14 protein-coding genes are annotated in these 25,774 nt (G+C 47.7%); 5 read left to right on the top strand and 9 right to left on the bottom strand.

What is annotated here, in order from left to right; all coding sequences use genetic code 11:
* The first annotated feature begins 310 nt into the window (after positions 1-310).
* Positions 311-2,998, top strand: a complete 2,688-nt coding sequence (locus HK11_RS07125) for a Hint domain-containing protein (protein ID WP_086554665.1) — start codon at positions 311-313, stop codon at positions 2,996-2,998.
* 156 nt (positions 2,999-3,154) lie between these two features.
* Here HK11_RS07125 and HK11_RS07130 read toward each other — a convergent pair whose 3' ends face one another.
* From HK11_RS07130 to HK11_RS07155, 6 genes are read right to left on the bottom strand one after another with little or no spacing between them, the layout of a single operon-like run.
* Positions 3,155-4,120 (bottom strand): CmpA/NrtA family ABC transporter substrate-binding protein, encoded by a 966-nt coding sequence (locus HK11_RS07130; RefSeq protein WP_086554666.1) that lies wholly within the window; start codon positions 4,118-4,120, stop codon positions 3,155-3,157.
* Positions 4,117-4,698, bottom strand: coding sequence for an ANTAR domain-containing response regulator (locus HK11_RS07135; protein WP_086554667.1), 582 nt, complete (start codon positions 4,696-4,698; stop codon positions 4,117-4,119). The genes HK11_RS07130 and HK11_RS07135 overlap by 4 nt, the downstream gene beginning before the upstream one ends.
* Positions 4,699-4,716: 18 nt before the next feature.
* Positions 4,717-8,655, bottom strand: a complete 3,939-nt coding sequence (locus HK11_RS07140) for a bifunctional nitrate reductase/sulfite reductase flavoprotein subunit alpha (RefSeq protein ID WP_086554668.1) — start codon at positions 8,653-8,655, stop codon at positions 4,717-4,719.
* 6 nt (positions 8,656-8,661) lie between these two features.
* Positions 8,662-11,565, bottom strand: a complete 2,904-nt coding sequence (gene nirB, locus HK11_RS07145) for a nitrite reductase large subunit NirB (RefSeq protein WP_086554669.1) — start codon at positions 11,563-11,565, stop codon at positions 8,662-8,664.
* Between the two features lie 17 nt (positions 11,566-11,582).
* A complete protein-coding gene (locus HK11_RS07150; protein ID WP_198943237.1) occupies positions 11,583-13,223 on the bottom strand; it encodes an alginate export family protein in 1,641 nt (546 codons plus the stop codon).
* Positions 13,223-14,407 carry a NarK/NasA family nitrate transporter gene (locus HK11_RS07155; protein ID WP_086554670.1) on the bottom strand — a complete coding sequence of 395 codons (1,185 nt, stop codon included), beginning with the start codon at positions 14,405-14,407 and terminating at the stop codon, positions 13,223-13,225. The genes HK11_RS07150 and HK11_RS07155 overlap by 1 nt, the downstream gene beginning before the upstream one ends.
* Positions 14,408-15,156: 749 nt before the next feature.
* Here HK11_RS07155 and HK11_RS07160 point away from each other — a divergent pair.
* The 3 genes from HK11_RS07160 to HK11_RS07170 are packed head-to-tail and all read left to right on the top strand — an operon-like array spanning position 15,157 to position 19,943.
* Positions 15,157-17,778: a plasma-membrane proton-efflux P-type ATPase gene (locus HK11_RS07160; RefSeq protein WP_086554671.1), complete on the top strand. Its 2,622-nt coding sequence runs from the start codon at positions 15,157-15,159 to the stop codon at positions 17,776-17,778.
* A 26-nt stretch (positions 17,779-17,804) separates the two neighbouring features.
* Entirely contained in the window at positions 17,805-18,641 is an 837-nt protein-coding gene (locus tag HK11_RS07165) for a polyphosphate kinase 2 family protein (RefSeq protein WP_086554672.1), read from the top strand.
* Between the two features lie 60 nt (positions 18,642-18,701).
* On the top strand, positions 18,702-19,943 hold the full coding sequence (locus HK11_RS07170) for an SLC13 family permease (protein ID WP_086554673.1): 1,242 nt from the start codon (positions 18,702-18,704) through the stop codon (positions 19,941-19,943).
* 281 nt (positions 19,944-20,224) lie between these two features.
* Here HK11_RS07170 and HK11_RS12465 read toward each other — a convergent pair whose 3' ends face one another.
* Positions 20,225-20,437, bottom strand: a complete 213-nt coding sequence (locus tag HK11_RS12465; RefSeq protein WP_173560040.1) for a hypothetical protein — start codon at positions 20,435-20,437, stop codon at positions 20,225-20,227.
* On the opposite strand from HK11_RS12465, the gene HK11_RS07175 reads away from it, so the two are divergent.
* Positions 20,337-21,971 (top strand): alkaline phosphatase family protein, encoded by a 1,635-nt coding sequence (locus HK11_RS07175; RefSeq protein WP_086554675.1) that lies wholly within the window; start codon positions 20,337-20,339, stop codon positions 21,969-21,971. The two genes, HK11_RS12465 and HK11_RS07175, sit on opposite strands and share 101 nt — an antisense overlap.
* A 117-nt stretch (positions 21,972-22,088) precedes the next feature.
* Here the strand turns inward: HK11_RS07175 and HK11_RS07180 are convergent, their stop codons facing one another.
* Positions 22,089-23,471, bottom strand: coding sequence for a cytochrome-c peroxidase (locus tag HK11_RS07180; RefSeq protein WP_233133359.1), 1,383 nt, complete (start codon positions 23,469-23,471; stop codon positions 22,089-22,091).
* Between the two features lie 144 nt (positions 23,472-23,615).
* Entirely contained in the window at positions 23,616-25,772 is a 2,157-nt protein-coding gene (locus HK11_RS07185; RefSeq protein WP_233133360.1) for a TonB-dependent receptor, read from the bottom strand.
* Between the last annotated feature and the right edge of the window lie 2 nt (positions 25,773-25,774).

Consider the following 25,774-nt stretch of genomic DNA (forward strand, 5'->3'; position numbering starts at 1 on the left):
TAAATATTAATTGTTTATTTTTTTATTTTTTACATTTTATGATTTATTTATCATTAATAAATTTTTAATTATTAATATATAATTTATTTGATGGTATGTGCAGATATACCTTATTTATCACGCAGGATTGTTTTTTCTTAACGAAACAGCATGAAAGATCATAGTTATTTATAAACAAACTCGCAGATGAGTTGCATTATAAATCACAGCCTGATCATCCCCAGCTGCCTTCAGCATAATGTTTGCTCTGAGAACTCGTTGAAATAATTCAATTGATTACGTTTTAAATAGTTATGAAGGTAAACAGAGAATGAGTCATGTTACATCCAACGTCCTGTATGTTGATGATGGTCTGAATGGATGGACAAACCCAGGTGGATTTTACGGCGCCGGATTTACATCTGTAACCGTTGAATCTGGCGGAACGTTTGCCGGCGCAACGCTTACCTCCGGAGGCAGCTTAACAATCCAAAGCGGGGGCACTGTACTCAACAACACATTCGAAGGCGGTACGCTGACTGTTGAAAACGGTGGGGCTCTCAGCAATATAACTATCAGTAGCGCTGCAACCGCTATATTTTTAGCAGGCACTAACGAATATTATTACAATGTAAATTTAGACGGTGGCACAATAAGTGCATTTAACTCTACACCTTACTTTAACTGGGGAAGTAATGGCGGCACACTCATTCTCGAAAGTGGGTCAGTCGATACAGAAGGTGAGGACCCTTCATCTGGAAATGCCAATATCATAGTAAATTCAGGGGCCGTACTATCCGGCACTACGCTGGCCTCTGGCAATACACTCACTGTAAACAGTGGCGGCAGCGTCACCGGTGCAATTATCAATTCTGGCGCAACAGCGGTATTTTCCGCAGGCGCCAATGAAAATGCCACTCTCAATGGCGGCGTAATCAGCGCTTATAACTCTCCTCCTTATTTTACGTGGGGCAGTAGTGGTGGCACACTCATCTTAGAAAGTGGTGCCATTGACACGAACGAATCACCATTTTCTGGAAATGCCAGTATCATAGTAAATTCAGGGGCTCAGCTATCCAGCGCTACGCTGTCCTCTGGCAATACACTCACTGTGAACAGTGGTGGCAGCCTCGCCAGTACAACCATCAATTCTGGCGCAACAGCGGTATTTTCCGCAGGCGCCAATGAGGTAACTTCTGTCCATCTCAATGGTGGCGTAATCAGCGCTTATAACTCTCCTCCTTATCTGGGATGGACCACTAGTGGTGGCACTCTTATCTTAGAAAGTGGTGCCGTTGATACGTACGAAACTCCACCTGCCGGCAACGCCAATATTTACGTTAATTCAGGGGCGACCCTGCAAAGTACGACTATATCTTCCGGCAATACACTTATTGTAAGCAGCGGGGGCGTAGTCTCCACCCTTACTGTTACCAGCAGCGGTGGTGCTGGTATACGAGGCCTTTCGTCCTCTGCTGTTGTCTCTGGCGGAGGTGTTCTGGAGGCTGCTGCCGGCGGAATAATTGCAAATAATACTGTTGAAAGCGGTGGCTCCTTATATGCGCGCAGCGAAGGCGTAATAGGCACAACAACAGTTTCAAGCGGTGGTTCTCTTTATGCATTTTCGGGCGGTGTCATCTCAGGCAACGTCACAGCAGAAAGAGGTGCCCAGGTCACCATTCCATCAACCGCAGGGGGCACAGTCACCCTCACGGGTGATGGCAATTCTGACCTGGTTATTACTGGCAATACAAGCCCGACAACTGTTATCTCAGGTTTCACTCAAAATGTCGGAACAGGTGCTGTTGACAGCATTACACTCGAAAGTGTGAAAGCTAATGACGTTAAAGACGTCACATACCCTGACGCCAATCACGTCACATTCACACTTCAGGATAATTCATCCATTACGCTCAACATCATTGGTGTTGAAGAAATTGGCTATACTCTGAGTGAAAATTCTGATGGTGACCTGGTTTATGAGGTCTGCTTCCTGGCAGATACACTCATTGCCACACCCGATGGTACAATGGCCGTGCAGGACCTGAAACCAGGTGATGTTATCGTTTCTTATCAGGACGGAAAAGCATGCCATACCACTGTGACATGGGCAGGCAAGGCACATTGCACTGTAAAATCAGACAAATCTGACGATGAAGCCGGCTACCCTGTTCGTATTCTCCAGGATGCCATTGCACCAGGTGTTCCTTTTAAAGACCTGCTGGTAACAGCTGAACACTGCCTGTTTTTCGACAATGCATTTATTCCTGCACGTATGCTGGTTAACGGCCGCTCAGTCTTTTATGACCACTCAGTTCCGTCTTATGACTACTACCATATTGAAACCGAGGGCCATTCAGTCATTATGGCTGATGGTATGCTGACTGAAAGCTATCTCGATACAGGTAACCGTAATGCCTTCAGGCAGCAGGGAAATGTGTTCATCTTTAACCCACAGACAAAAAGCTGGGAAAATGATGCCGCTGCTCCGCTGGATGTGTCACGCGAACGGGTAGAACCCATTTACCGCCAGATTGCACAACGTGCAGAAAAGCGCAGACTGCCACTTCAGACACTGCCGCCTGCACTCACAACTGAGACAAACCTGCATTTACGTTCAGCTAACGGACATATCATTCAGCCACTCCGTACAGTTGATAAATGCGTCATGTTCATGATCCCTGACGGTCTTGATACTGTGCAGATCGTCTCAAACAGCAGTAAACCCTCTGACACCCGGGGGCCATTTGTTGATGACCGACGCAATTTGGGTGTACTTATCGGCGAAGTGCTCTTTTTTGAAGGCAACAAAAAAAGAGAGATTATCCATCACCTCACCGATGACGCACTGAACGGCTGGTATGGTATCGCCCACCCTTCAGCACGCTGGACAAACGGCAATGCCTCTCTGCCACTGGGGCCTCGTAAACCAGGCAGCATCGGCCTGCTTTCACTCAGCATCGAAGCTGCCGGTCCTTACTGTGTAACGCAGGATGAGGAAGGCAAAAAAACAGCCTGAGGAAACACGAAGACCTGATAACATAAAAAATATCAGGTCTTCCTTTGAGTTAATCAGCTCTGCTCATGCAGGTTAAAACTGAAAATACCGGAAGCTGCTATAATATTTTACTATGCGGCTTCCTTTACTCAGGAAGTATATTCAGGAGCTGAACAACTAACACCAGCCCAGAGCAGATAACTTGGTCAGATCATCCGGTGTTAACCAGCCCTCACGCAACATATCCCGGATCATCCACCCGAACGAAAGCTCTGGTGTTTGGATATGCGTATTAAAAGACATTGTTTCTGTAATATTTTTTCCATCAGACAAAACAGAACGCACAGCTTTTTCGGGCAAATTTAAACCATTATTCTCCTGCTTAGCACTCAGTAATGCTGCCACTGAAGCTGAATTCTCTGACTGATTGCATAAGATTGCTGCTTCGGAGAGTGCTGAATAAAGACGTTTTGTTTCATCCGGATATCTCATTTTCCACTGATCTGTTAAAATGAGCATCTTCTCCAGGTGATCTGGCACAGTAGCTGCTGAGCCTGATACAGCAAAGGCAAGGTGACGGAGCTGGGCATCTGCGCCCCAGGGTGGACCGGCACAAAACCCGTCAATTTCTCCTCCCAGAAGAGCCTCAATCATACGAGCGGGAGGCATAACCACAATGTCTGTTTCCGTATTACGGCAGACGGAAATTTTTTTGAGAAATCGTGTCAGAATAAGGTAATGTGTCGAATAAAGGTGAACAACAGCAAGACGCGGCTTACGGTTAAGAGAACTCTGCCAGGTATGAAACGCTTTCTTTTTGTCTGGTTCCGAAATCCACGCACTCTGTGCCGCAGCCTGCCCACGCAGAACAATACTATTCCCTCCCCTGCTGACAGGCAGACCAGGGCGCAAACCAATAGCCCTCCCCCGCTGCCCAAGCGCTGTCATTATAGCCAGTGGCGGAAACATAAGTGCCCCATCAAGGCCATTCCAGACAAGACCATCAGCAACGTTAGCCCATGAGGGCATAACAACAGGCTGAATATTCAGACCATAACGGGAAAAAATATCGCGTGCGTGCGCCACCAGCACGGGGGCGCTATCAGCCAGTTGTAAAACGCCAATACGGCATAATGAGCTCATACTGGTGTACTCCTGTCATATCGGGCAAGATAATCTTTAGCGATATCAGCTATTTTCCGTGATTTTTCCATAGCCTGCTTACGAAACCAGCGGTAAGCTTCATCTTCTTTACAGCATTCATTTTTCATAAAAAGCAGCTTTGCCCGATCTGTCGCTTCACGGTCAGACAATGTTTTTCTGGCGGCCTGTAGTTCTGCACTGGTTTGCCGAAAGCGGCGATACAGTGCAATTGCAGAACGCAGCAAAGGTTTTACATCTTTTACCGGTGTATTCAGTACATTGTATGAGCAGACGCCAGCCGCAAACGCATCTTCCATCAGACTCTCGTCATCCTCATCAATAAACAGGGCAACAGGCCGCTCAAGGCCAGAGGCAGAAAGTGCTCTTACACTATCAAGTGCATCACGATCAGAGCGGCTTATATCTACCAGAACAATATCAGGTATATGTATGCGTACAGCATTAATAAGGCTGGTGCCCGGGTGAAGCATAACAACATCCAGAGTGTTGTCGGCTGCGAGCAGGCTTGCCAGGGCTCCTGCTCTGTGGGAATTTTCATCTGCCAGAAGGACCTTCATCACCCGTTGTCTTTCTGTTTAATATACATCACGCAGATAGCGGCCGCTGCGTGCCAGCTCTGCCAGAAACTCCCCGGCCTGTTCAATGCCCATCGCGCCATGACGGCTGACAATCTGTTTCAGAGTATCATCAACATCACGTGCCATTCTTGCAGCATCACCACAGACATAAAGGCAGGCACCCTGATTAATCCACTCCCACATGGCAAAACTGTGTTCGTTCATACGGTCCTGCACATAAATACGTTCATCCTGATCACGAGAGAAAGCTGTATCAAGACGGCTCAGATACCCCTGAGCCATAAAATCCTCCAGCTCTGAGCGATAATAAAACCCATTTTTTTCATGACGTTCACCAAAAAAGAGCCAGGCAGGCCCTGTTGCCTGCCGGACAGCACGCTCCTGTAAAAACGCGCGGAATGGTGCGATCCCGGTTCCTGGTCCAATCATAATTACCGGCAGACTATCATCCTCCGGCAGGCGAAAATGCGAGGATGGCTGTATAAAAACTGAAACCCCCTCACCACTTTTAAGGCGGGTCAGCCATGTGGAGGAGACACCAGGAAACGGCGTATAATTTACACCAACCGTCAGGTGAACCCGCTCCGGATGCAGACGCGATGATGAAGACACCGAGTAAAGACGTGGCTGCATGCGCCTGAAAAGCGCAGGTATCTCCTGCTCTGAGGGTGGCACTGTCAAAGTGCTTATCAGGTCAGGCAAATATCCGCTTTCCGTTAACCCCAGCTTTTTCAGCAACGCCGGTGCCGGACGAGAAAGATCAAAGCACCGGCGCAGGGCGTCACCCAGAGACACGGCCCCTTTATGACGCAGTGTGAGCATAGTGTTTTCAGCAAGCTGAAGGGCTTTAAGCACTTTCTGCACAATGGCTTCATTATTCAGTGGCCAGACCCCAAGTGCATCACCTGTAGTATAGTTTAAACCAGTGCCGGATATATCCAGCTCAACATGGCATGTTTCTTTCCCGCCCTCTTCACCGCTCAGATGTGTAACTTTAACCAGGCGTGCAGTTACGGGTGTATCGCGGGTTATCCCCTCAGATACACATAGCGGCTGTTTCATTAACGGCTTTGTGTCGGTGCTCTTACCCTCATCCCCCAGTGCTTTGAGTAACTGAGGCTGCCAGGTCTCTACCACGTCGTCATAATCAGGTTCACACTCTGCACGCTCAAGCAAACTAAATGCACCAAGAGAGCTAAGCTTCTTGTCCAGTAAACGCCCGAAACCACAAAAACTGGCATAAGCAGAATCCCCTAATGCCAGGACTGCATAACGTAGTGTCGTCAGTGGGGTATTATGCTGCTGCAGCATGTTCCAGAAAGGAACTGCACTGTCGGGCGCCTCGCCGTCACCAAAGGTAGAGACTACAAAAAGAGCTGTCCCTGTCAGATCGTCGGGAGAACACCCCTCCAGACCAGCAAGCCTCACGTCATATCCACTTTCACTCAGCCAGGAGCTGAGCTGTGTCGCCAGCATTTCAGCTCTCCCTGTCTGAGAAGCCCACCAGAGTGTAAGCGCCGGTCGTGAAGAGGCAGGCTGACTATCATTACGCGGAGCCACAGCTGGCAAACGTGAATAAAGTGAGGTCAGCAACCCGTTAAGGTAAGACACCTGCTCAGACGATAACGGAGCAGAAGGTGGAATAACCGGCACTGTATTCTCTGGCGGCGTAAGCCGTAACCCCTCCAGAAAGCCGTTTATCCAGCCGACACTCCCGCCCGAAAATTCTGGTTTTTTAAATGCTGTCAGGTTCAGATGCTGAGCAAGAAAATCGGCTGGCATAATGTCAGTTCTCTCCTGTGTCACAGAGGAAGCAGTTCCGATTAAAGTAAGCGATACGGCACAGTGTTTAATGCCTGGCTGCAACGAAAGCGGATCAACCGCATCAGAAGTGACCTCATTGATGCAGAGCTGTTCACCAAACCGGTCATTCCAGTGGAAAGGTGCAAAACAGGTCCCTGGCGCCACGCGTGATGAAATATGCGCAGGCAATACGGCTCTTCCCCGCACGGAGCGTATCTCTACAAGATCCTTGTCTGAAATACCTGTGTGTTTTGCATCGTCAGGAGAAATTTCAATAAACGGGCCAGAATTAAGTTTATTGAGCTGCATGACCCGACCCGTTTTGGTCAGGGTATGCCACTGATGTTGCAGACGGCCGGTATTCAGCAAAAAAGGATAATGTTCATCAGGCTGTTCTTCCTGCGCCATCCATGGGCGTGGCAAAAACACAGCTTTACCATCAGAATGTGCAAAAACAGGAGGGGCCTGCATATCAGGACGATAACGAACAGGATGCCTTGTGGAGAGATCACCCTCTGCCGCAGGCCATTGAACAGGGCCTGTTTGCAGACGGGAATGACTTACCCCCGAAATATCGTAACCTGTCAGTGAGTTTGTAAACTGACCAGCTTCGGCAAATATCTCAGCCGAAGACGCAAAGGAGAAACCCTCGCTAAACCCCATGGCACATGCAACTCTGGCAATAATCTGCCAGTCCGGCAGGGCCTCTCCGGGTGGCGCCACAGCCTGACGAGCCAGTGTCATGGTACGGTCAGAGCTGACCTGCACGCCATCGCCCTCCGCCCATAAAGCACCGGGAAGCAGGATGTCAGCATAACGGCCGGTTTCGGCATCTGCATAAGCATCCTGCACTATAACCAGCTCTGCAGCTTCAAGAGCGTCTCTTACTTTACCGCGGCGGGGAACAGTAGCAACCGGGTTCGTGCAGATGATCCAGCAGGCTTTAATTGCCCCCTCTGCCATATCTCTGAACATCGCAATGGCGCCATCACTTCCGCTGCTACGGATCGTGCCCGGTGGCAGTTTCCACTGCTCCTCACAGAAAGATCTGTCTGTTTCTGAAAGAGCCGTGCGCTGCCCAGGCAACCCCGGCCCCATATACCCCATTTCACGCCCGCCCATCGCATTTGGCTGGCCGGTAAGCGAAAACGGGCCACTGCCGGGCCTGCAGATAGCACCTGTAGCCAGATGCAGGTTGCATAACGCGTTAGTGTGCCACGCCCCCGATACACTTTGGTTTAAACCCATAGTCCACAGAGACATCCAGTCTTTCGCTTCAGCAATCCAGCGTGCAGCTGTCCGTATATCGTTTTCCGAGAGACCTGTAAGAGCAGAGACACGATCAGGTGTATAATCAGCGAGGAATGCAGGCATATCCCCCCAGCCGCGGGTAGAAGCCTCTATAAATTTTTCATCAATAGCGTTCAGCTCAATCAGCAGCAGAAGCAGGCAATTGAGCAATGCCAGATCTGTGCCCGGGCGTATCTGTAAAAACAGATCTGCTTTATCAGCCGTCGCCGTACGACGTGGGTCCACAACAATAAGTTTCGCACCTGATGCACGTTTACGGTCCATAAGACGCAAAAACAGGATCGGATGACAGTCTGCCATATTCGCACCAATGACGAAAAACAGATTACTGCAGTCAAAGTCTTCATACGATCCAGGCGGCGCATCAGCACCAAGAGACAATTTATAGCCTGTACCAGCAGCTGCCATGCACAGACGTGAGTTTGATTCGATATGGCGTGTGCGCAAATAACCTTTGACCAGTTTATTCGCCAGATACTGCGCCTCAAGCGACATCTGACCCGAAACATAAAGAGCAATGGCATCAGGCCCATGCGTTTCAAGAACAGAACGTAAACGCTTAGCCGTTGTCTCAATAGCCGCATCAAGTGATACGGGCACGGGCGACGCTGCCCGCTCTGAGCGAATAAGTGCTGTATCGAGGCGCGCTGAAGATGTCACCGGCTCATGACATGTACTACCTTTAGTGCACAGACGTCCTTTATTAACCGGATGAGAAGCATCACCTTTCACCCGGACAATTTTCTGATCTTTAACCTCCATCACGATGCCGCATCCGACACCGCAATAAGGACAAACAGAACGGACTTCTCGGCACGTCATACAGAATTACGCCATCAACGTTTCTGTCGGGACAGCACCCGCCGTACTAAGTGCACGAATTTCTACACGGCCATGGTGGATCCGCGCATCCCACGCCCGGATAGATTTTGTAACATCTTCAAGACATGCCCCGTCTGTCAGACGGAAATGCTGTTTATAAAGAGGGGAAGCCACAACGGGTTCTCCGTTCAGGTCTCCCATCAGTCCACGCCCCAGCACATTAGCATGGGAAAACGGATCATGATTATCAACAGCAAATACTTGCCCTTCCCCATAGGCATCGGGCAGATAGAACAAAGCAACCTGTATATCGTTATATAAAGCAACCACCCCGGAACGTGCGACCAGGTCCTCCCGAGCGCAAAGGTCTGTCCACTCCGCCGGGCCTGCTGTCAATGACTGCTCAGGCTGATTGTCAGCAGGTTTAACCTGATCGCGCTCAGGCACAGTACGAATGTTGGGGTCCGGGCGACTATCATTTACAAATGTACGGAAGCGTTTCAGTTTTTCCTGATCTGTAAGCGCATCTTTCCATTCACAGTGATATGTGTCCACGACATGCTGCATTTGCTGTTCAAGCTCTTCACAGATACCGAGACTATCGTGAATGATAACATCTTTCAGATATTCCAGACCGCCTTCCAGCCCTTCACGCCAGACAGATGTCCGCTGTAGTTTATCTGCTGTGCGTATATAAAACATAAGGAAACGATCAATATATTTGACCAGCGTTTCTGAATCGAGATCTGTGGCGAAAAGCTCTGCATGACGTGGCCGCATGCCACCATTACCACACACAAAAAGGTTCCAGCCATTTTCCGTGGCGATAATGCCAACGTCTTTACTCTGGGCCTCTGCACACTCGCGCGTACAACCAGAGACTGCAAATTTCAGTTTATGAGGGGAGCGCAGACCTTTATAGCGATTTTCCAAATCGAGCGCTTTACCAACACTATCCTGAACACCATAACGACACCATGTGCTGCCTACGCATGACTTAACAGTGCGGGTTGATTTTCCGTATGCGTGGCCGGTTTCAAAGCCTGCGTCAAGAAGCTCTGCCCATATTGCGGGAAGCTGGTGTAATTGTGCACCAAACAGATCTACACGCTGACCACCTGTTATTTTAGTATACAAATTATATTTTTTAGCCACCTGCCCCAGAATAATCAGCTTATCAGGTGTAATTTCTCCGCCTGCAATACGAGGCACCACAGAGTAGGTCCCGTTTTTTTGCATATTCCCCATAAAAGTATCGTTCGTATCCTGAAGGGGGATATATAACGGGTCGGTAATAGGTTTATTCCAGGCTGAAGCCAGAACAGAACCGACTACTGGTTTGCAGATATCACAACCAAGCCCTCCGTTACCGTACTGCGCCATAAGCTCTTCAAAACTACGGATGCCATGCACCCTGACAAGAGAATAAAGCTCCTGCCGGGTGTACGAAAAATGCTCACACAAACTCCGGTCAACCGTGATCCCACGTGCACTCAGTTCAGTCTCAAACACGTTTTTCAGCAAGGCGGTACAACCGCCACAACCTGTCCCGGCTTTTGTCTCATTTTTCAGCGCTGAAAGATCTGTACAGCCCTGCCCGACAGCCGCGCTGATGGCCCCCTTTGTCACATTGTGACAAGAGCAGATTGTTGCCGTTTCAGGCAGGGCATCAGCGCCCAGTAAGGCTGCCCCCTCCCCCCGCGGCAGTATAAGGGTCGCCGGGTCAGCCGGTGGTGCAATGCTGTTCTGCACATACTGAAAAATCGTATCATAATACGAGTTGTCACCGACCAGCACGGCACCGGTGATGCGCTTACCATCAGCTGAAAGCACAAGGCGACGATATGAGCCATCGGCCTCACCAATAAAACGATAGCTGGTGGAACCAGGCTCAAGGCCATGTGCATCACCTACAGAACCGACATCAACGCCTTGTAGCTTAAGCTTCGTTGACATGTCAGCACCGGTAAAAGCAGCCTCGGTATCACCAGCAAGTAATGCACTGACCACACGCGCCATGGTATAGCCTGGAGCGACCAGACCAAAAATCTTTCCCTCCCACAGCGCACACTCACCAATAGCAAAAATATCAGGATCTGACGTGCGACAGTGATTATCGATAACAATGCCACCACGCTGCCCGATAGCAAGCCCGCAGGTACGGGCAAGATTATCCTGTGGTTTGATACCAGCTGAAAAAACGACAAGGTCAGTTTCAAGTGACGTGTTATCTGCAAAAATAAGTTTGTGCCGATGCGTTGTACCCGCAACAATTTCCTGCGTCTGGTGCTGAACACGCACATCTATGCCCAGGGCCTCAATACGATGCTTTAAAGCACGTCCGCCCTCTTCATCAAGCTGAGCAGGCATCAGGTGAGAGGCCAGCTGAATAACACTGACATTAAGCCCTAACACTTTAAGGGCATTCGCAGCCTCAAGCCCTAACAGCCCTCCGCCAATGACAGTGCCATGCTGAACATTACTGGCAGAATCACGGATAAGGTCCAGATCTTCCAGTGTGCGGTATACAAGACCAGCCGTGCCGGTATTACCCGGAACAGGCGGTACAAAAGGCAGCGCACCTGTGGCAAGAATAAGTGTGCTGTAAGGGAGCTGCATGCTCTCTGTAACAATAATTTTCTCATCACGGTTGATATGAGTCACCCTGTCATTCAGGTGAAGCGTGATGCCATGTGCATCGTGAAAATCCTCCTGATGCAACCTCAGCGCCAGAGCATCCTGCCCTGTCATATACTCTGTCAGGTGAACACGATCATAAGCCTGATGACGTTCTTCACCAAAAATATGAACATCATACTGCTCGTGCAGGCCATGCATAACAAGCTGTTCTGCACAGTAGTGGCCCACCATGCCATTACCAACAATAATAAGGTTTTTTTTCTGGGTCATGGGCGTGCCTCCCGCCATTAAAATTTAAATTCGAGGGTTTGCATATAAAGTACTCCCTCTCTGGCACCGGCATCCCGCATCCCGTGTGAGAGAAGTATCCCTTCAATATCATGAGTCCATGCCCAGTGAGGGGCAAAATTCCAGGAAAACTGTGTGTAGGGCATAACACCGGTAAACCCTCCATGCAGGTTATTTCGCCAGCTGTAGATTTTACCATTGCCGCCATAAACAGCATCCTGCGTGTTAGCACGCCAGAAAACCGGAACATGAAATTTTATTTGCATATCAGGTCTTATCGCAAGATTAGCAACCGGACCAACACCAATAAGATTTTGCGATGTCAGAGAGAGAGAAAGGTCATTATAATAGGGCAAAGGCACATATGGTGTCGCAAAAGTGCCAACAGAACCGCTATGTTTACTGTCTGACCCACCTGAAAAAATATCGGCCTGTATACCAAAACCTGGCTTACCAACCCAGTCTGGCCGGTTATATGTAATTGTAGCGTTAACCGCATAAGCACGAACCGAACGGGTATGCAGGCTATTCTGTGCAGGACGAAACTGCCCCCCCTGGAAGACGCCTGTCAGACTGGTGCTGAACGGGCCGGCATTCCCCCACAGACGCATACCAATATTATCCCGGCGTGATGAACCTTTCTGCAAACCACCAGGTGAAGCTGTCGGAATAGATGCTGCTGCACCGCCATATAAATAGCCAAGGAAAAATACATCAGCAAACATCTGGCTTTTTTGCCCCATAAACTCAAATGAAGGCAGTGCTGTTGATGTATAGGCACCATACAGACGGGCATTGTAATTTGTGCCATCAGCAAACACTTTTTGCGGCAGTTTATTGGTTTGCAAAAAGTCAAAAACATCTAATCTGAAACGTTTCCATATTGCATAGCCACGAAAGCCATCCCATGTCTCCTGCACATTTGTCAGGTCACGGGGGGACTGCATAGAGACAGGTGCATCGAGAAACAGCTGCCGCCCGCCTATAACCCCCATACGGGCACCAAGCAGGCGCCCTTTAACTTCAAGAATACCCTGCTGAAGATCTAGACTCTCCCGCTCGGTGCCAAGCTGATAGCCATAGGTATTTGACCCGCCGGCAACACCATAAATAAACTCAGCATAAGCACGCACATGCTCACCAAGATGCAGGTCTGCGCCATACTGGTTACGTAAGAGCACCCTGCTGGCATTAGTTTTGCCGGCATAACCCATCTGAGGCTGATTTTCGAAAATATAGCGCAAACGGTTTTCACCACTCAGGCTGAGCCAGATACTCCCGTTATTATTCAGCCGAATATATTTAAGACGATTAAACCAGTCTTTCTGACGAACGGCGGGCGAAGTCCGGGCCAGAGCGCTCCAGTCCTCAGCCCAGCGGGCCTGGCCATAACCACCGGTCACACCAAAACCTGAAGCCGCATTATTGCCTGTATTAAATACACCCCAGTCAGGATGATAAAGCGCCCCGCTTATAATAGCTTGTTTATTGGGTAACGGCAGAACAGGAACAGGCACAACCGGCTGTGGGGGCATTTTTACCGCTCTCGGCGCATTTGCCAGAGCACATGCGTTATTAAGCATAAGGGAAGCAATGAGACCGCAGCTTCCCTGACGTGCAAAGCGTGTGAGAGAGTGCATTATACCATCCCTCCGGTCCATTTACGATGACAGAACGTAACGCAAATACAGGCGACAAAGCACAAAAGTGAAAAAACAAAAAAGCCTGGCCCATATGAACCGGCAAACTGACGAGCTGCCCCCAGTGAGGAAGCAAGGTAAAACCCGCCAACACCACCGGCCATACCAACAAGACCGGTCAAAATACCAACCTGGGCAGGAAAACGCACAGGGACAAGCTGAAAGACAGCACCATTGCCCAGACCAAGAGCAAGCATACCTGCAAAAAATGCAGCAAAAGCCAGATAAACCGAAGGCAGGCCCGCAGCAATGCTGGCAAAAATAAAGCCTGCAACAGCGTAAAGTAACATAAGCGCTTTTGTGCCACCCATGCGATCTGCCATTGCACCGCCAACCGGCCGGATAAATGATCCGCTAAACACGACAAAAGCAGTACAGGCTCCGGCAATGGCAGGAGGAAGATGATACTGATCATTAAAATAAATGGTGAGAAACGATGCCAGCCCCACAAAACCACCGAATGTGACGCTATAGAAAAACATCAGGAGCCAGCAACTGCCAGATTTTAATGTGTTTCCCCATGATGCAAGAGAGGGGCCCGATGGCCGTCTTGCAGGCTCGCGTGCCAGGCACACAAACAAAATCAGTACAATAATAAGGGGAAGTGTTGCCAGCCCCAGAACATTAAGCCACCCCATCACAGCGGCAAGACCTGGAGCAAATAAGGAAGCGAGTGCTGTACCTGAGTTACCTGCACCGGCAATACCCAAAGCAGTACCCTGATAACGCGGGGGATACCACGCAGACGCTAACGGCAGAGCTATAGCAAAAGATGCCCCGGCAACACCCAGAACAAGCGCAACCCAAAACATACCGCCATAACTGTGAGGAGCAAGAAACCAGGTCAGGGCAAGACCAAAAATAACACAAAGCTGCGCACCAATAGCGACACGACGCGGCCCGAAAACATCGACCAGCGCCCCGGCAAGAACACGTAAAGCCGCCCCGGCAAGAACAGGGGTCGCAACCAGAAATCCCTTTTCTCCGGCATTGAGATGCAGGTCATGCGCTATCGAAATACCCAGCGGGCCCAGCAAAACCCAGACCATAAATGAAACGTCGAAATACAGAAATGCTGCGATAAGAGTCGGCGCATGGCCGGCTTTCAGGAACCCTTTGTCCACAGAACGTCTCTCTGATGACTTACACATTCATGCAAAAGCCATCGCCCTTAAGGGCCAGCGAACCGCCGTTGATCCGCTCTGTGTCGCACTTCAGCCCCGAAAGGCACAGGTCATTTTCGCCCGCACTGACGAAAAGGTTTAATCTGAGAACATTATACAATCATAATAATTCGAAATCAAAATGATTTTAATGTAATCAAACCACTCCGCTCTGGTCGCGCTACCTAACAAAATCCCATAAAAGCGGGAACCCACCGAAGTGTTTTGCCTCGTGATTTTCTGGTATGATATTTTAACATGAGTGAAAGGACGTCTTATAAAAACAGATACGTCACAGCAGCTCTGCCGCGATCGCTGACCTCACCAGGAAAACGATGCCGCAACAAACAAGGCAGGGTCATGAATATTTTCCTTCGGGATGTGCACACCATATTTTTTGCGAAAAATATCAATATTATTCTATAATTTATTTTATAAATATTCAAAAATAATAAATAATATTTTTATATATACCTTGTAAAATATTATATCATTGAAAAATTTAAAAAAATCACTTTAATTTATTAATAATATAAAAATTAATATTTATAAAAATAAAAAATTACTCAATATAAGTTATTATTTATGCATGATAATAAAAAGTATAAATATTTTGTTTAATTTATATTGACATAATCAGACCTCTCACTCCTAATATTTATCCCCTTGCAAGAGCAGACTGTTTTTGCACCTACAGAACGGAGCTAGTGATGTCTTCCCCTTCTGCCGCTACAGCTTCTGATACCCCTCCCATTTCACCTTCCTCACAAACAACAACGAACGGAAAAGCTACTACCGGAAAGGCCATGCCTCTCGATGCTGCCGGTATCACACAAAAAATCATTGAAATGAAAAGTACACCGCAGGGACTAACTGCGGATGAAGCAAAACAACGCCTTGCGACAGACGGCCCTAACGTCATTCAGGCACATGAAGAAAGCCGCTGGAAAAAGCTGCTAAGCTACTTCTGGGGGCCTATCCCGTGGATGATTGAAATTGCAGTTGTGATTTCTTTTTTCCGCCATGACTGGCCTGATTTTTTTGTTATTGCCGGTTTACTGATCTACAATGCGTCAGTTGGTTTCTGGCAGGATAACAAAGCCGCCAACGCTCTTGCTGCTCTGAAAAAAGGGCTTGCTCTTAAAGCATCAGTCTGCCGGGGCGGAGAATGGATTACAGTTGACGCGGCTGATCTTGTCCCTGGAGATCTGGTAAAAGTCAACGCAGGAGAAATTATTCCGGCTGATCTGCTGCTCACTAACGGCGCTTATCTGTCAGTTGATCAGGCTGCTCTGACCGGTGAGTCTCTCCCTGTTTCCAAGAAAGAAGGCGACAGCGCTTATTCAGGCTCAATTGCTCGTCAGGGCAGCATGAGTGGTATTATTACAGCAACAGGCAATAACACTTTTTTTGGTCGTACAGCCCGTCTGGTTGCTTCAGCAGGCAGCAAATCGCATGCAGAGCAAGCTGTTCTGCGCATTGGCGATTTTCTTATTCTGCTTGCAGCGGCACTTGCTCTTATTCTGGTCGGTGCCCGACTATGCCACGATCTGGCCAGTGGTACTGGCTGGCACTGGAGCGAAGCAGGAGCCATTGCTCAGTTCGTACTGGTACTACTGGTAGCTTCAGTGCCAGTCGCCATGCCCGCGGTTATGTCTGTCACCATGGCTCTGGGAGCACTGGCACTTTCACGGCAAAAAGCCATTGTTTCACGTCTTTCTGCCATTGAAGAACTCGCTGGGGTTGATGTCCTGTGCTCCGACAAAACGGGCACTCTGACTCAAAACAAACTGACGCTTCAGGCACCCATTCCCTTTGGTTCTGCTCAGCCAGATTCTCTGATCATCGCAGCTGCTCTGGCCACACAGAACAACAGTACAGATGCTATTGACCAGGCTATTCTGAAAGCTCTGCCATCAGCCGATGCATTAAACGGCTACAAACAAACTGACTTTGTGCCTTTCGACCCGGTTAATAAAAAAACGGTCGGTATTGTTCAGGGGCCTGATGGTCAGACAATACACTATGCCAAGGGTGCGCCTCAGGTTATTGCCAGGCTGTGCGGGATTAGTGAAGATGCAACAGACGAACAGGATACTGCCTATTTTGGAAAAGTTGCAGAGCTGGCAAGCCATGGTACCCGTGCACTGGGTGTAGCCACATCAAAAGATGCCGGAAAAACATGGCAGCTGTCAGGGCTGCTGCCAATGCTTGACCCACCCCGCCCTGATGCAGCACAGACCATAGCTGAGTCAAAACAGCTTGGTCTGTCAGTTAAAATGGTAACAGGTGATGATGTTGCCATTGGTGCTGAAATCTCACATCAGCTCGGCCTTGGTGAACATTTGATAAAAGCAACAGACATTTTTGCAAAAGGCACTGATCCTGATAAAATTCCATTAGATGTTGCGCATGCTGTTGAAAATGCAGATGGTTTTGGTCGGGTCTTCCCTGAACATAAATTTGAAATTGTCAAAGCACTGCAGGAGCTGGGGCACATTGTTGCTATGACAGGTGACGGTGTAAACGATGCCCCGGCTCTCAAACAGGCTGACTGTGGCGTTGCTGTTAGTGGCGCAACTGATGCCGCCCGCTCTGCTGCGGCTCTGGTGTTAACCGCTCCTGGGCTGTCAACTATTGTTAATGCCATTGTCGAGGCACGCGCTATTTTCGAGCGTATTACATCTTATGTTTACTACCGTATAGCAATGACAATCGACATTATGTTCCTGGTCGTTATTGCCTACCTTGCATTTGGTTTTCAGCCTCTTACAGCCATTATGATCGTGGTGCTGGCTCTCCTTGATGATATCCCGATTATGACAATCGCTTACGATCACGTTAAAGCCAGCCCGTTACCGGTACGATGGAATATGCACCGGATTATCTCCTTTTCATCCGTCATGGGTATTGCCGCTCTGGCTCAGAGTTTTGGTTTACTTCTTATCGGCATATGGTGGATGCATACGCCTGCTCTGATGTCGTTTATCCCGCTTAATCCTCTGCTGCTGCAGACAATGATCTTCCTTCAGCTGGCCGCTGGCGGACATCTCCTCCTGTTTGTCGTGCGCACCAAGGGTACGCTTTTTCGTCCTCCCTACCCAAGTCTGCCGCTTTTATTAGCTGTTACCGGCACACAGATTGTTGCAGTTTTACTCTGCCTTTTTGGCATTCTTGTTCCTGCCCTTCCATGGCAGATGGTTGTACTTGTCTGGATTTATGTTCTGATCTGGATGGTCATCCTTGACGGCATTAAACTGCTTACAAACGCTATTTATGCACGTCGTGAAAAGAAAAGTGCTGAACTCACCACACATATTCTCCATCGCTAAATCACTGTTTATGAAAGTAGCCCGTTATGGATCTTCGTAAAAAACTGGTTGTAAAACCAGGGTCTTCACTAAAACTAAAAGATATTGATGCATCTTTTCATGGTAATTATAAATCCAAGGAAGATGCGATTAAAGACCTTGAGAAAAATCGCAATAGTATGGGAGAACTTCAGCAAAAACTTTATGGAGAAAAAAAGCACGCTTTACTTATTGTTTTACAAGGCATTGATGCTGCAGGCAAAGACGGTGTTTGCTGGCATGTCATGCAGTCAATGAATCCACAGGGAACATTTGTAAAAGGATTTAAACAACCAACTGAAATAGAAAAACGACATGATTTTCTCTGGCGTATTCATCCTTTTACACCAGGGCTTGGTCAGGTCATTGTTTTTAACCGTTCTCACTATGAAGATGTACTTGTCGTGCGTGTACACGACCTTGTGCCCAAAGAGGTCTGGTCAAAACGCTATGAATTAATCAATGACTTTGAAAAAATGCTTTCAGCGAACAACGTCACAATTCTGAAATTCTTTCTTTATATCACCCCTGAAGAGCAGCTTAAACGTTTTCGCAAGCGCCTGGATGACCCTTCCCGCCAGTGGAAAATCAGTGATGCTGATTATAAAGAACGTGCTTTCTGGGATGAATATACAGCAGCTTATGAGGACATGCTTAACAAATGTTCAACTGAACAGGCTCCCTGGTATGTTATCCCCTCTAACCACAAATGGTTTCGCAATGTCGCGATTTCACAAATCATTGCAGACACTCTGACAGATATGCATCTGCAGCTTCCTGCCCCGACCGTCGACATTGAAGAGATAAGAAAGCTTTACCATAAAGCCAAACAAGATAAAGAATAACTCTCTTATGTTTGCGTGCTCACCTGAGCACGCAATGCTACAATCAGGGCGCCTGTATTAATGGATACTACCTTATTTTTCTTTCTGATGGTTTACGTTGCTATGGGCCTGGGCAAGCTGCCCGGCTTTAATGTAGACCGTACAGGGGCCGCACTGATTGGCGCCATGGCTATGATGGCTACCGGCTGCATCAGCCCTGAAGAGGCCTGGATTGCTGTTGATTATCGTACCATTGGCATGCTGTTCGGCCTTATGGTTGTATCTGGCGCTTTCACGGAATCCGGCTTTTATGCATGGACTGCTCAAAAAGTAGCGACTTTATCGGTTGGCCCTGCTGCTCTGCTCGCTGTGTTTGTTGCTGTAGGAGGCGGTCTCTCTGCCGTGTTAACAAATGATGTTGTCGTTGTTGCCATGACCCCGCTACTGGTTTCGGTTACGTTAACCCGCGGCCTGAACCCGGTACCTTTTTTGCTTGGTTTTTGTTTTGCCGCAAACACAGGGTCTGCAGGCACATTAATCGGCAGCCCGCAAAATATGATTGCAGCCCAGGAACTGAATATATCCTTTACTGGTTTTCTGTCCGTCGCCGGGTTACCTGCTTTGGTGTCTTTACCCATTGTGTGGGGTATCCTGGCGTGGCTCTACCGGGGTAAATGGACGCTACCCGCCTCTGAAACACAACTGCTGCTACCTGCGCAATCAGAAACGGCTGTTGTGCTTAATGTTCCTGAAACCTGCAAAGCAGCCTTTATCACTATTGCCGTTATTACCGCCTTTGTACTGGGCGTATGGTCAAAAGAACTGGTTGCCCTGACAGCAGCAGCTATTTTGCTTCTTAACCGCAAAATTTCCTCAAAAGATGTCCTTAAACAGGTTGATGCTAATCTGCTTTTGCTTATTTCTGGCTTATTCATTGTAAACGCAGGCCTGAGCAAAACACATCTGCCGCAGCACCTGCTTCATGAACTCAATAACTGGGGTATCGACCTGAGCAACCCTCTGGCCTTATTCGCTACCAGTGCCGGGCTGAGCAATATAATCGGCAATAACCCAACAGTAATGCTGCTCGTGCCCTTTTTACAATCTGCTCATAATGCCAATGCGATAGGAGCAGCACTGGCTCTCGGCACAGGGTTTTTCAGCAACCTGATTATTTTTGGTAGCCTGGCAGGTATTATCGTTGTTGAGCAGGCTGCCCGCTTTGGTGTTAAAATATCATTCGGCACATTTATGCGGGCAGGTACTCCAGTCTCACTCGCCTGTATGGCAATGGCTGCACTCTGGATTGTTTTTCTTCAGTAGTACAATGCACGAACAATGACACGTGGAAAAACCGTGTCCAAAAATATATTTATCGTTCCCGCACCTGCAATGGCAAGGCGTATTTATTAATTTTTTCGATTGATTTTTTATGATTGAACAAAAAAAACCGTTTCTCTTGTCATGTGTTCTTCACAAAACAGTCACACAACTCCTGGTAAACACAAGCTAAAGAACAACCGGTTTATATAATGCTCTGTCAGTCAGGGCATAGCATACATTAAAGGTGTGGCCGTTGCCTGATATTCAGGGGACGGTATTTTTTATAGTGCTGCAACACCCGAAGCCGGAAAGCAAAACACGAAAGGTGACGTAACAGTGTTCGCCAGGTCTACGAAAGTCGCATTCTCGGCTTTTTTGTCTTTTTTTGTCTGTATGCCTGCGATGAGTAGCGCAGCAGGAATCGCTGCTTCAGGAGCCGGGCACATGCCGGCCTCGCGTTTTGCAACAAAAACACCAATCAAACATCTGGTCATTATTTACCAGGAAAACGTGTCGTTCGACCATTATTTTGCAACATATCCTAAGGCAACAAACCCATCGGGAGAGCCATCTTTTACAGCTGCATCCGGTACACCTCAGGTAAATAACCTGCAAACAGCACATCTGCTCGATACGAACCCGAACACGAATACAGCCAATGGCTCGGGGGCCGGTCTCCCATTCCGTCTCGACCGCACGCAGGCTGCAACCGCTGACCAGAATCACGCTTATACAGCCGAGCAGAATGCCACGCATAATGGTGCTATGGATCTGTTCCCTAAATATACAGGTAATGGCACATCAGGTGGTGTTGGCGCATTTGGTACAGAAGGTCAGGTGCTGGGATATTTTGATGGTAATACCGTTACTGCTTATTGGAATTACGCTCAGAACTTTGCGATGAGTGACAACAGCTATACAGACACATATGGTCCGTCAACGCCGGGTGCACTTGAGATTGTCAGTGGTCAGACAAACGGCATTAACACTATTGCAGGTGCAAAAACATCATCAGCCATCATTAATGACGGTCAGGGTGGCTACACCATGATCAATGACGTTGACCCGGCTTATGACGTCTGCTCCTCTCACACATACACCGTGATGATGGAAAATTCCAAAAATATTGGTGATCTGCTCAATACAAAAAACATCCCATGGGGTGGTTTTATGGGCGGTTTTGATCTGTCAAAGGTCAACGCTGACGGCACGACAGGCTGTCAGCGCCAGACATATTCTGAAGTTGTTTCACAAGATGTAGCTGATTACATCCCTCATCATAACTGGTTTCAGTATTTTGCCAGCACATCTAACCCTCAACATACCCGCCCGTCTTCAATTAAGGCCGTAGGTTACAGCACTATGCTGAATTCGACAGCTGCTGAACCCGCAAATCATGAGTATGACCTGAACGACTTTTACAGTGCTTTGAATGCCGGTAACTTCCCTGCTGTGTCATATATTAAGATGCCAGCCTATCAGGATGGTCATGCAGGATATTCCAATCCTCTTGATGAGCAAGAAGGTGTTGTAAAACTGGTTAATTTTGTTCAGCAGCAGCCTGAATGGAGCAGCACCGCTATTATTATCGCATATGATGATTCAGACGGCTGGTACGACCACCAGTATACAAAACCACAGCATGGTTCATTTGATGCAACAGCTGACCAGCTCAATGGTAGCGGTGTATGTGGTACACCTGACAACCAGCCTGTGGGTGTTAGCGGCAAACCAGTTAATGGCCGTTGTGGTCCTGGCACACGTACACCTTTTATCGTTATTTCACCTTTTACGAAACAGAACACAGTGAGTCATACTCTTGTGACCCAGGCCTCAGTAGTGCGCTTTATTGAAGACAACTGGCTCGATGGTGCTCGTCTGGGTAGTGGCTCTTTTGATAAAAATGCTGCCAGCATTGATGATCTGTTTAATTTTACACATGCGCGCTCCGGCCAGCTTCAGCTTGATCCGAAAACTGGTTCGGTTGTTACTAATACAGTAAGCAAAACAAAATATCGAAAAATATAACGGAGCGCCGCCTTAAATTTCTGTAAATTTTTGTGACGTTATAACTGTTCTGCATGAAGCAATTTGTAACTCATGAACAAAAAAGGTCTGATGGTTTCAGTCAGGCCTTTTTAAACTTTATTTTTTATAATTATCATTTTCATCAGACCATCCATCCGTTAATGTTTTTAAAAATGCAATAATCGCTTTACGTTCAGAGCGACTTAAAGCAGGTACATCGCCAGGTTTGCGGTTAAATGGCGCATCTGTTCTATCAACATTGCTCTTATAGACCTGTGGCAAATCATTATATAACTGCGCTTTTCCGCGGGTATCTTCAGGGTAAAAACGCTGAGGTTCAATATCTCTGAGGACATAAAAATCAAGAACATCCTCAAGCGAGTGAAAAATACCATTATGAAAAAATGTTTGTCGTGTTGAAGTATTTCTTAGAGTTGGCGTCGCAAACATTCCACAGTAAGGAGCAAGATTTTTGCGTCCGTCAGGCTTCTGATCACAAACACCCAGGTCATAATATGACGGATTTTTATTACGTTGCAGTGCCATATTGCGAGGGGCTGCCAGTGCTTCATACTGATGATCAGTAAAAAGTGGTGGCAAACCATCTCTTCTTACTGTATCCACATGGCATGCTGCGCAATTCCCTTTAGCTGGATCATTAAATAAAACATATCCTTTACTTTCTTCAGGGGTAAAATGTGCTTTACCCTGAAGCCAGAAATCAAACTTACTTGAGTAAGGGTGGAATGCCTGATTTTCAATCTGATACCGCGCAAGTGCAAACAGCCCTTCAGCAAGCAGAAAATCAGGAGATTTCTGACCACGCACCCCGGCAAGTTCACGTAAAGGCGCCGCATAATCTGCTGTCTGAAGACGCTTAATAACCTGATCTTTATTCGCGGCCATTTCATCAGGATCAAACATTGGTCCGCGCGCCTGTTGCAGCAATGTATCGACCCGCCCGTCGAGAAAAAGCCCTCCCTGCGGGACAAGATTAGCCGCTGACGAGGCTGTGTTAACTGCACTTTTGGCTGCATGTGCTGTACCTGTAGCTGGCACAGCAACAGCAGGCACGACATCATCAGCCACAGCATCATCCGGCCCGATACTAAAAGGAGGCTGACGTTCAAGATAAGTCAGACCAGGTATCTCACGTCGTCCCTGCCGGTCTGCATTTCTGCCACCAAGAAAAACCGGCGCTGTACCAGCTGGCCCATAATGAAGGGAAGGCTCATGGCAGGATGCACAGGAGAAATGTCCTGATCCTGACAAAGCCTGATCAAAAAACATTGCCCTCCCTACCCGTGCCATCGCCGACAAAGAAGACGCTGTATGCAGGCGAATATGGCGAGGACAAGGGTTACTGCCATCAGATGCAGGGTTGCAGACTGCCGCAACTGATACCGTCTGAGCCCGGCCAGATAGAACGCCACTTAAGGTAAAAGCCAGAACCGGAACCGTTATACGAAAAGAAGCTTTAAAAAAATCAATACACCACACACGTTAGGCCTTAATGAGAGACACCGGCCTCATATCACCTCTTATACTACCGTTTTATTATTTTTTTATGAAAACGACACGACTGCCCTGAAAAAATATTTTAAGAGCTAACAACATGTTTTATATACGCCAGAAACAGCCCGTTCAGAACTCGCAGATAACTGAAAAAAATGTTCCACGCCGCTGCCCATATTGTGCCTGATAAATACCAACACCACTGCCATTTCTAAGCTGATAGCGCTTATCAAAAAGATTTATGATATCGGCACGTATTTTAATATCATGCCTGGCAGCTATCTGTGTAAAAGTATGCTGATAACCTATATTAAACACGTCATACTGAGGCTCTTTTTCAAGATTAGCAAACCCACTCCGCAAACCATAACCATACACGAAATCAATATATGCCATATCGTACCTGGTTATCCATGATGCACCTGCCGTTGCGGTGAACTCTCCCTGATGATCAAGCTGAATAGAATGTGATTTTATGTAAGCAAGTTCAGCCATATCGAACTGATACTGAGCTGAATTAATGTCGCGTGCTGACGTTTTAACAAAAGAGAAATTACCAAATAATGACCATGGTCCATGGCGCCATGAGCTGCCAAACTCTGCACCATAAACACGCCCTCTTCTGTAACTGAAAGGTGCAAGAATAACGGCACGCCCAAATTGTCCGAGATCAGTCAGATCATGTGCCCATTTAGCATAAGCATCAATCGTAATCTGAAACTCTGGTGTAATACGCTGAAGAATACCGGCATCGACATAATTTGTTTTTTCCACCTTTGTTGCATCATTTATCATATTTGCGGCGGCATTGGTCGTACCAGCATATTTTAAAAGTGTTGAAGGGTAGATATATTGTGGTGAGGGTGGTGCAAAATAGCGCGAATAACCAATATGCAACGTTGTTGTATGCCCTGGTTTCCAGACAATATTAGCCCTTGGGCTTATCTGCCCTTCATTATCAAACGATGATGCAAACCGGTCATAACGAACACCATAATTGAATGTCAGAGCAGGGGTAATTTTATATTCGTCCTGAATATAAGCACCAGCTTCAACCGACCAGTTCCCTGTATTATCAATCAGACGAACAGGAACATCAGAACTCTGACGGTCCTCTGCATTAACCGGAAACGCAAGCGTATTTGTATCCAGTCTTTCAGATGTATATTGCCCCAGAAAACCAGCCCGCATTGTATGGCGATGTGCAATTTTGTAAGAAAGATCGAACTGCATGCCACCTGTAGTAAAATCGTTGACCTCATGCTGAGAAACACCCTGATAAAGCAGATCCCGATCGGGGTCAGGTTTGTAATCAATCCGGCCATAACGAAAATAGGGCGAGGCCTGAAAATTTAATTTTCCTGCTGTACGCTGATAGGAGAGCACAGCATAATAATTCTGTTCTGTCTGAGTGTCATTCAGCTTTGACCAGTGCATTGATGGAGCATGCGGGTTTAAACCCGCTACATTATAAATCGTCGTATAATCAGGGCTTTTAACATCAAATGTTTTAAAAGAATCAGGTATCTGAAAATCAGCATACGATGCGCTGGCAAGCAGGGTCAGACGACTGACCTCATCAGGGTGATAAGAGAGATATGAGAAAGCTTTCTCCTGCTCTGTTCTGTCATGCACAGCACGAAAACTGTTACTCGGGTTTTCAATACCAATGTCATTGCGCGTATATGATAACGTGTTGAAATAATCGAGTTTACCATGCGTTCCGCCAAACTGAAGAGACGGAACAAATGTGTTGTAACTGCCACCATAAAGCGAGATCTGATTATGTTTCAGAGTATTGCCTGTTTTTGTAGTGACATCCACGACCCCGGCAGTGCGAAACCCAAACTGAGCTGGCAAAGTACCCGTAAGCAAATCCACTGACTGAATAATACGTGTATCAAGTTCCTGACCAAACCCGTTTAACCCCTCAGGCAGGAGCACACCGTTGACACGGTAAGACAGGCCACCATGTTCACCACGCACATGGACTTCTCCATAGCTATCCAGCACAACACCCGGCACACGAAGCAGAACCTGGCTAAAGGCAGCATTCTGTCCACCTGGGGTTGTGGTTATCTGACGCTGATCAATATGGTAATCAACCGCACCCAGCCCGGGAAAAATACGGGCACGGGCACGGTTAAGATGACCAACAACATTGATATGCTCTGAAGATGCAGAGCTATCCTGTAATTTTTCATCTGAAACCGAAGATTTTTTCGCGGCTTTTACCTCACGATGAAGCAGGTCCCCGCCACTATGTCCGGCCGAAAAATGCGGCAACA

Source organism: Acetobacter sp. DmW_043, from assembly GCF_002153485.1.
GTDB lineage: Bacteria > Pseudomonadota > Alphaproteobacteria > Acetobacterales > Acetobacteraceae > Acetobacter > Acetobacter thailandicus.

Coding starts and splice junctions, on each gene's coding strand:
- HK11_RS07125 (WP_086554665.1), top strand. CDS start 311: ATGAGTCATGTTACATCCAACGTCCTGTATGTTGATGATGGTCTGAAT.
- HK11_RS12465 (WP_173560040.1), bottom strand. CDS start 20,437: ATGACCAGATGTTTGATTGGTGTTTTTGTTGCAAAACGCGAGGCCGGC.
- HK11_RS07160 (WP_086554671.1), top strand. CDS start 15,157: ATGTCTTCCCCTTCTGCCGCTACAGCTTCTGATACCCCTCCCATTTCA.
- HK11_RS07135 (WP_086554667.1), bottom strand. CDS start 4,698: ATGAAGGTCCTTCTGGCAGATGAAAATTCCCACAGAGCAGGAGCCCTG.
- HK11_RS07165 (WP_086554672.1), top strand. CDS start 17,805: ATGGATCTTCGTAAAAAACTGGTTGTAAAACCAGGGTCTTCACTAAAA.
- HK11_RS07170 (WP_086554673.1), top strand. CDS start 18,702: ATGGATACTACCTTATTTTTCTTTCTGATGGTTTACGTTGCTATGGGC.
- nirB (WP_086554669.1), bottom strand. CDS start 11,565: ATGACCCAGAAAAAAAACCTTATTATTGTTGGTAATGGCATGGTGGGC.
- HK11_RS07150 (WP_198943237.1), bottom strand. CDS start 13,223: ATGCACTCTCTCACACGCTTTGCACGTCAGGGAAGCTGCGGTCTCATT.
- HK11_RS07130 (WP_086554666.1), bottom strand. CDS start 4,120: ATGAGCTCATTATGCCGTATTGGCGTTTTACAACTGGCTGATAGCGCC.
- HK11_RS07140 (WP_086554668.1), bottom strand. CDS start 8,655: ATGACGTGCCGAGAAGTCCGTTCTGTTTGTCCTTATTGCGGTGTCGGA.
- HK11_RS07175 (WP_086554675.1), top strand. CDS start 20,337: ATGCCTGCGATGAGTAGCGCAGCAGGAATCGCTGCTTCAGGAGCCGGG.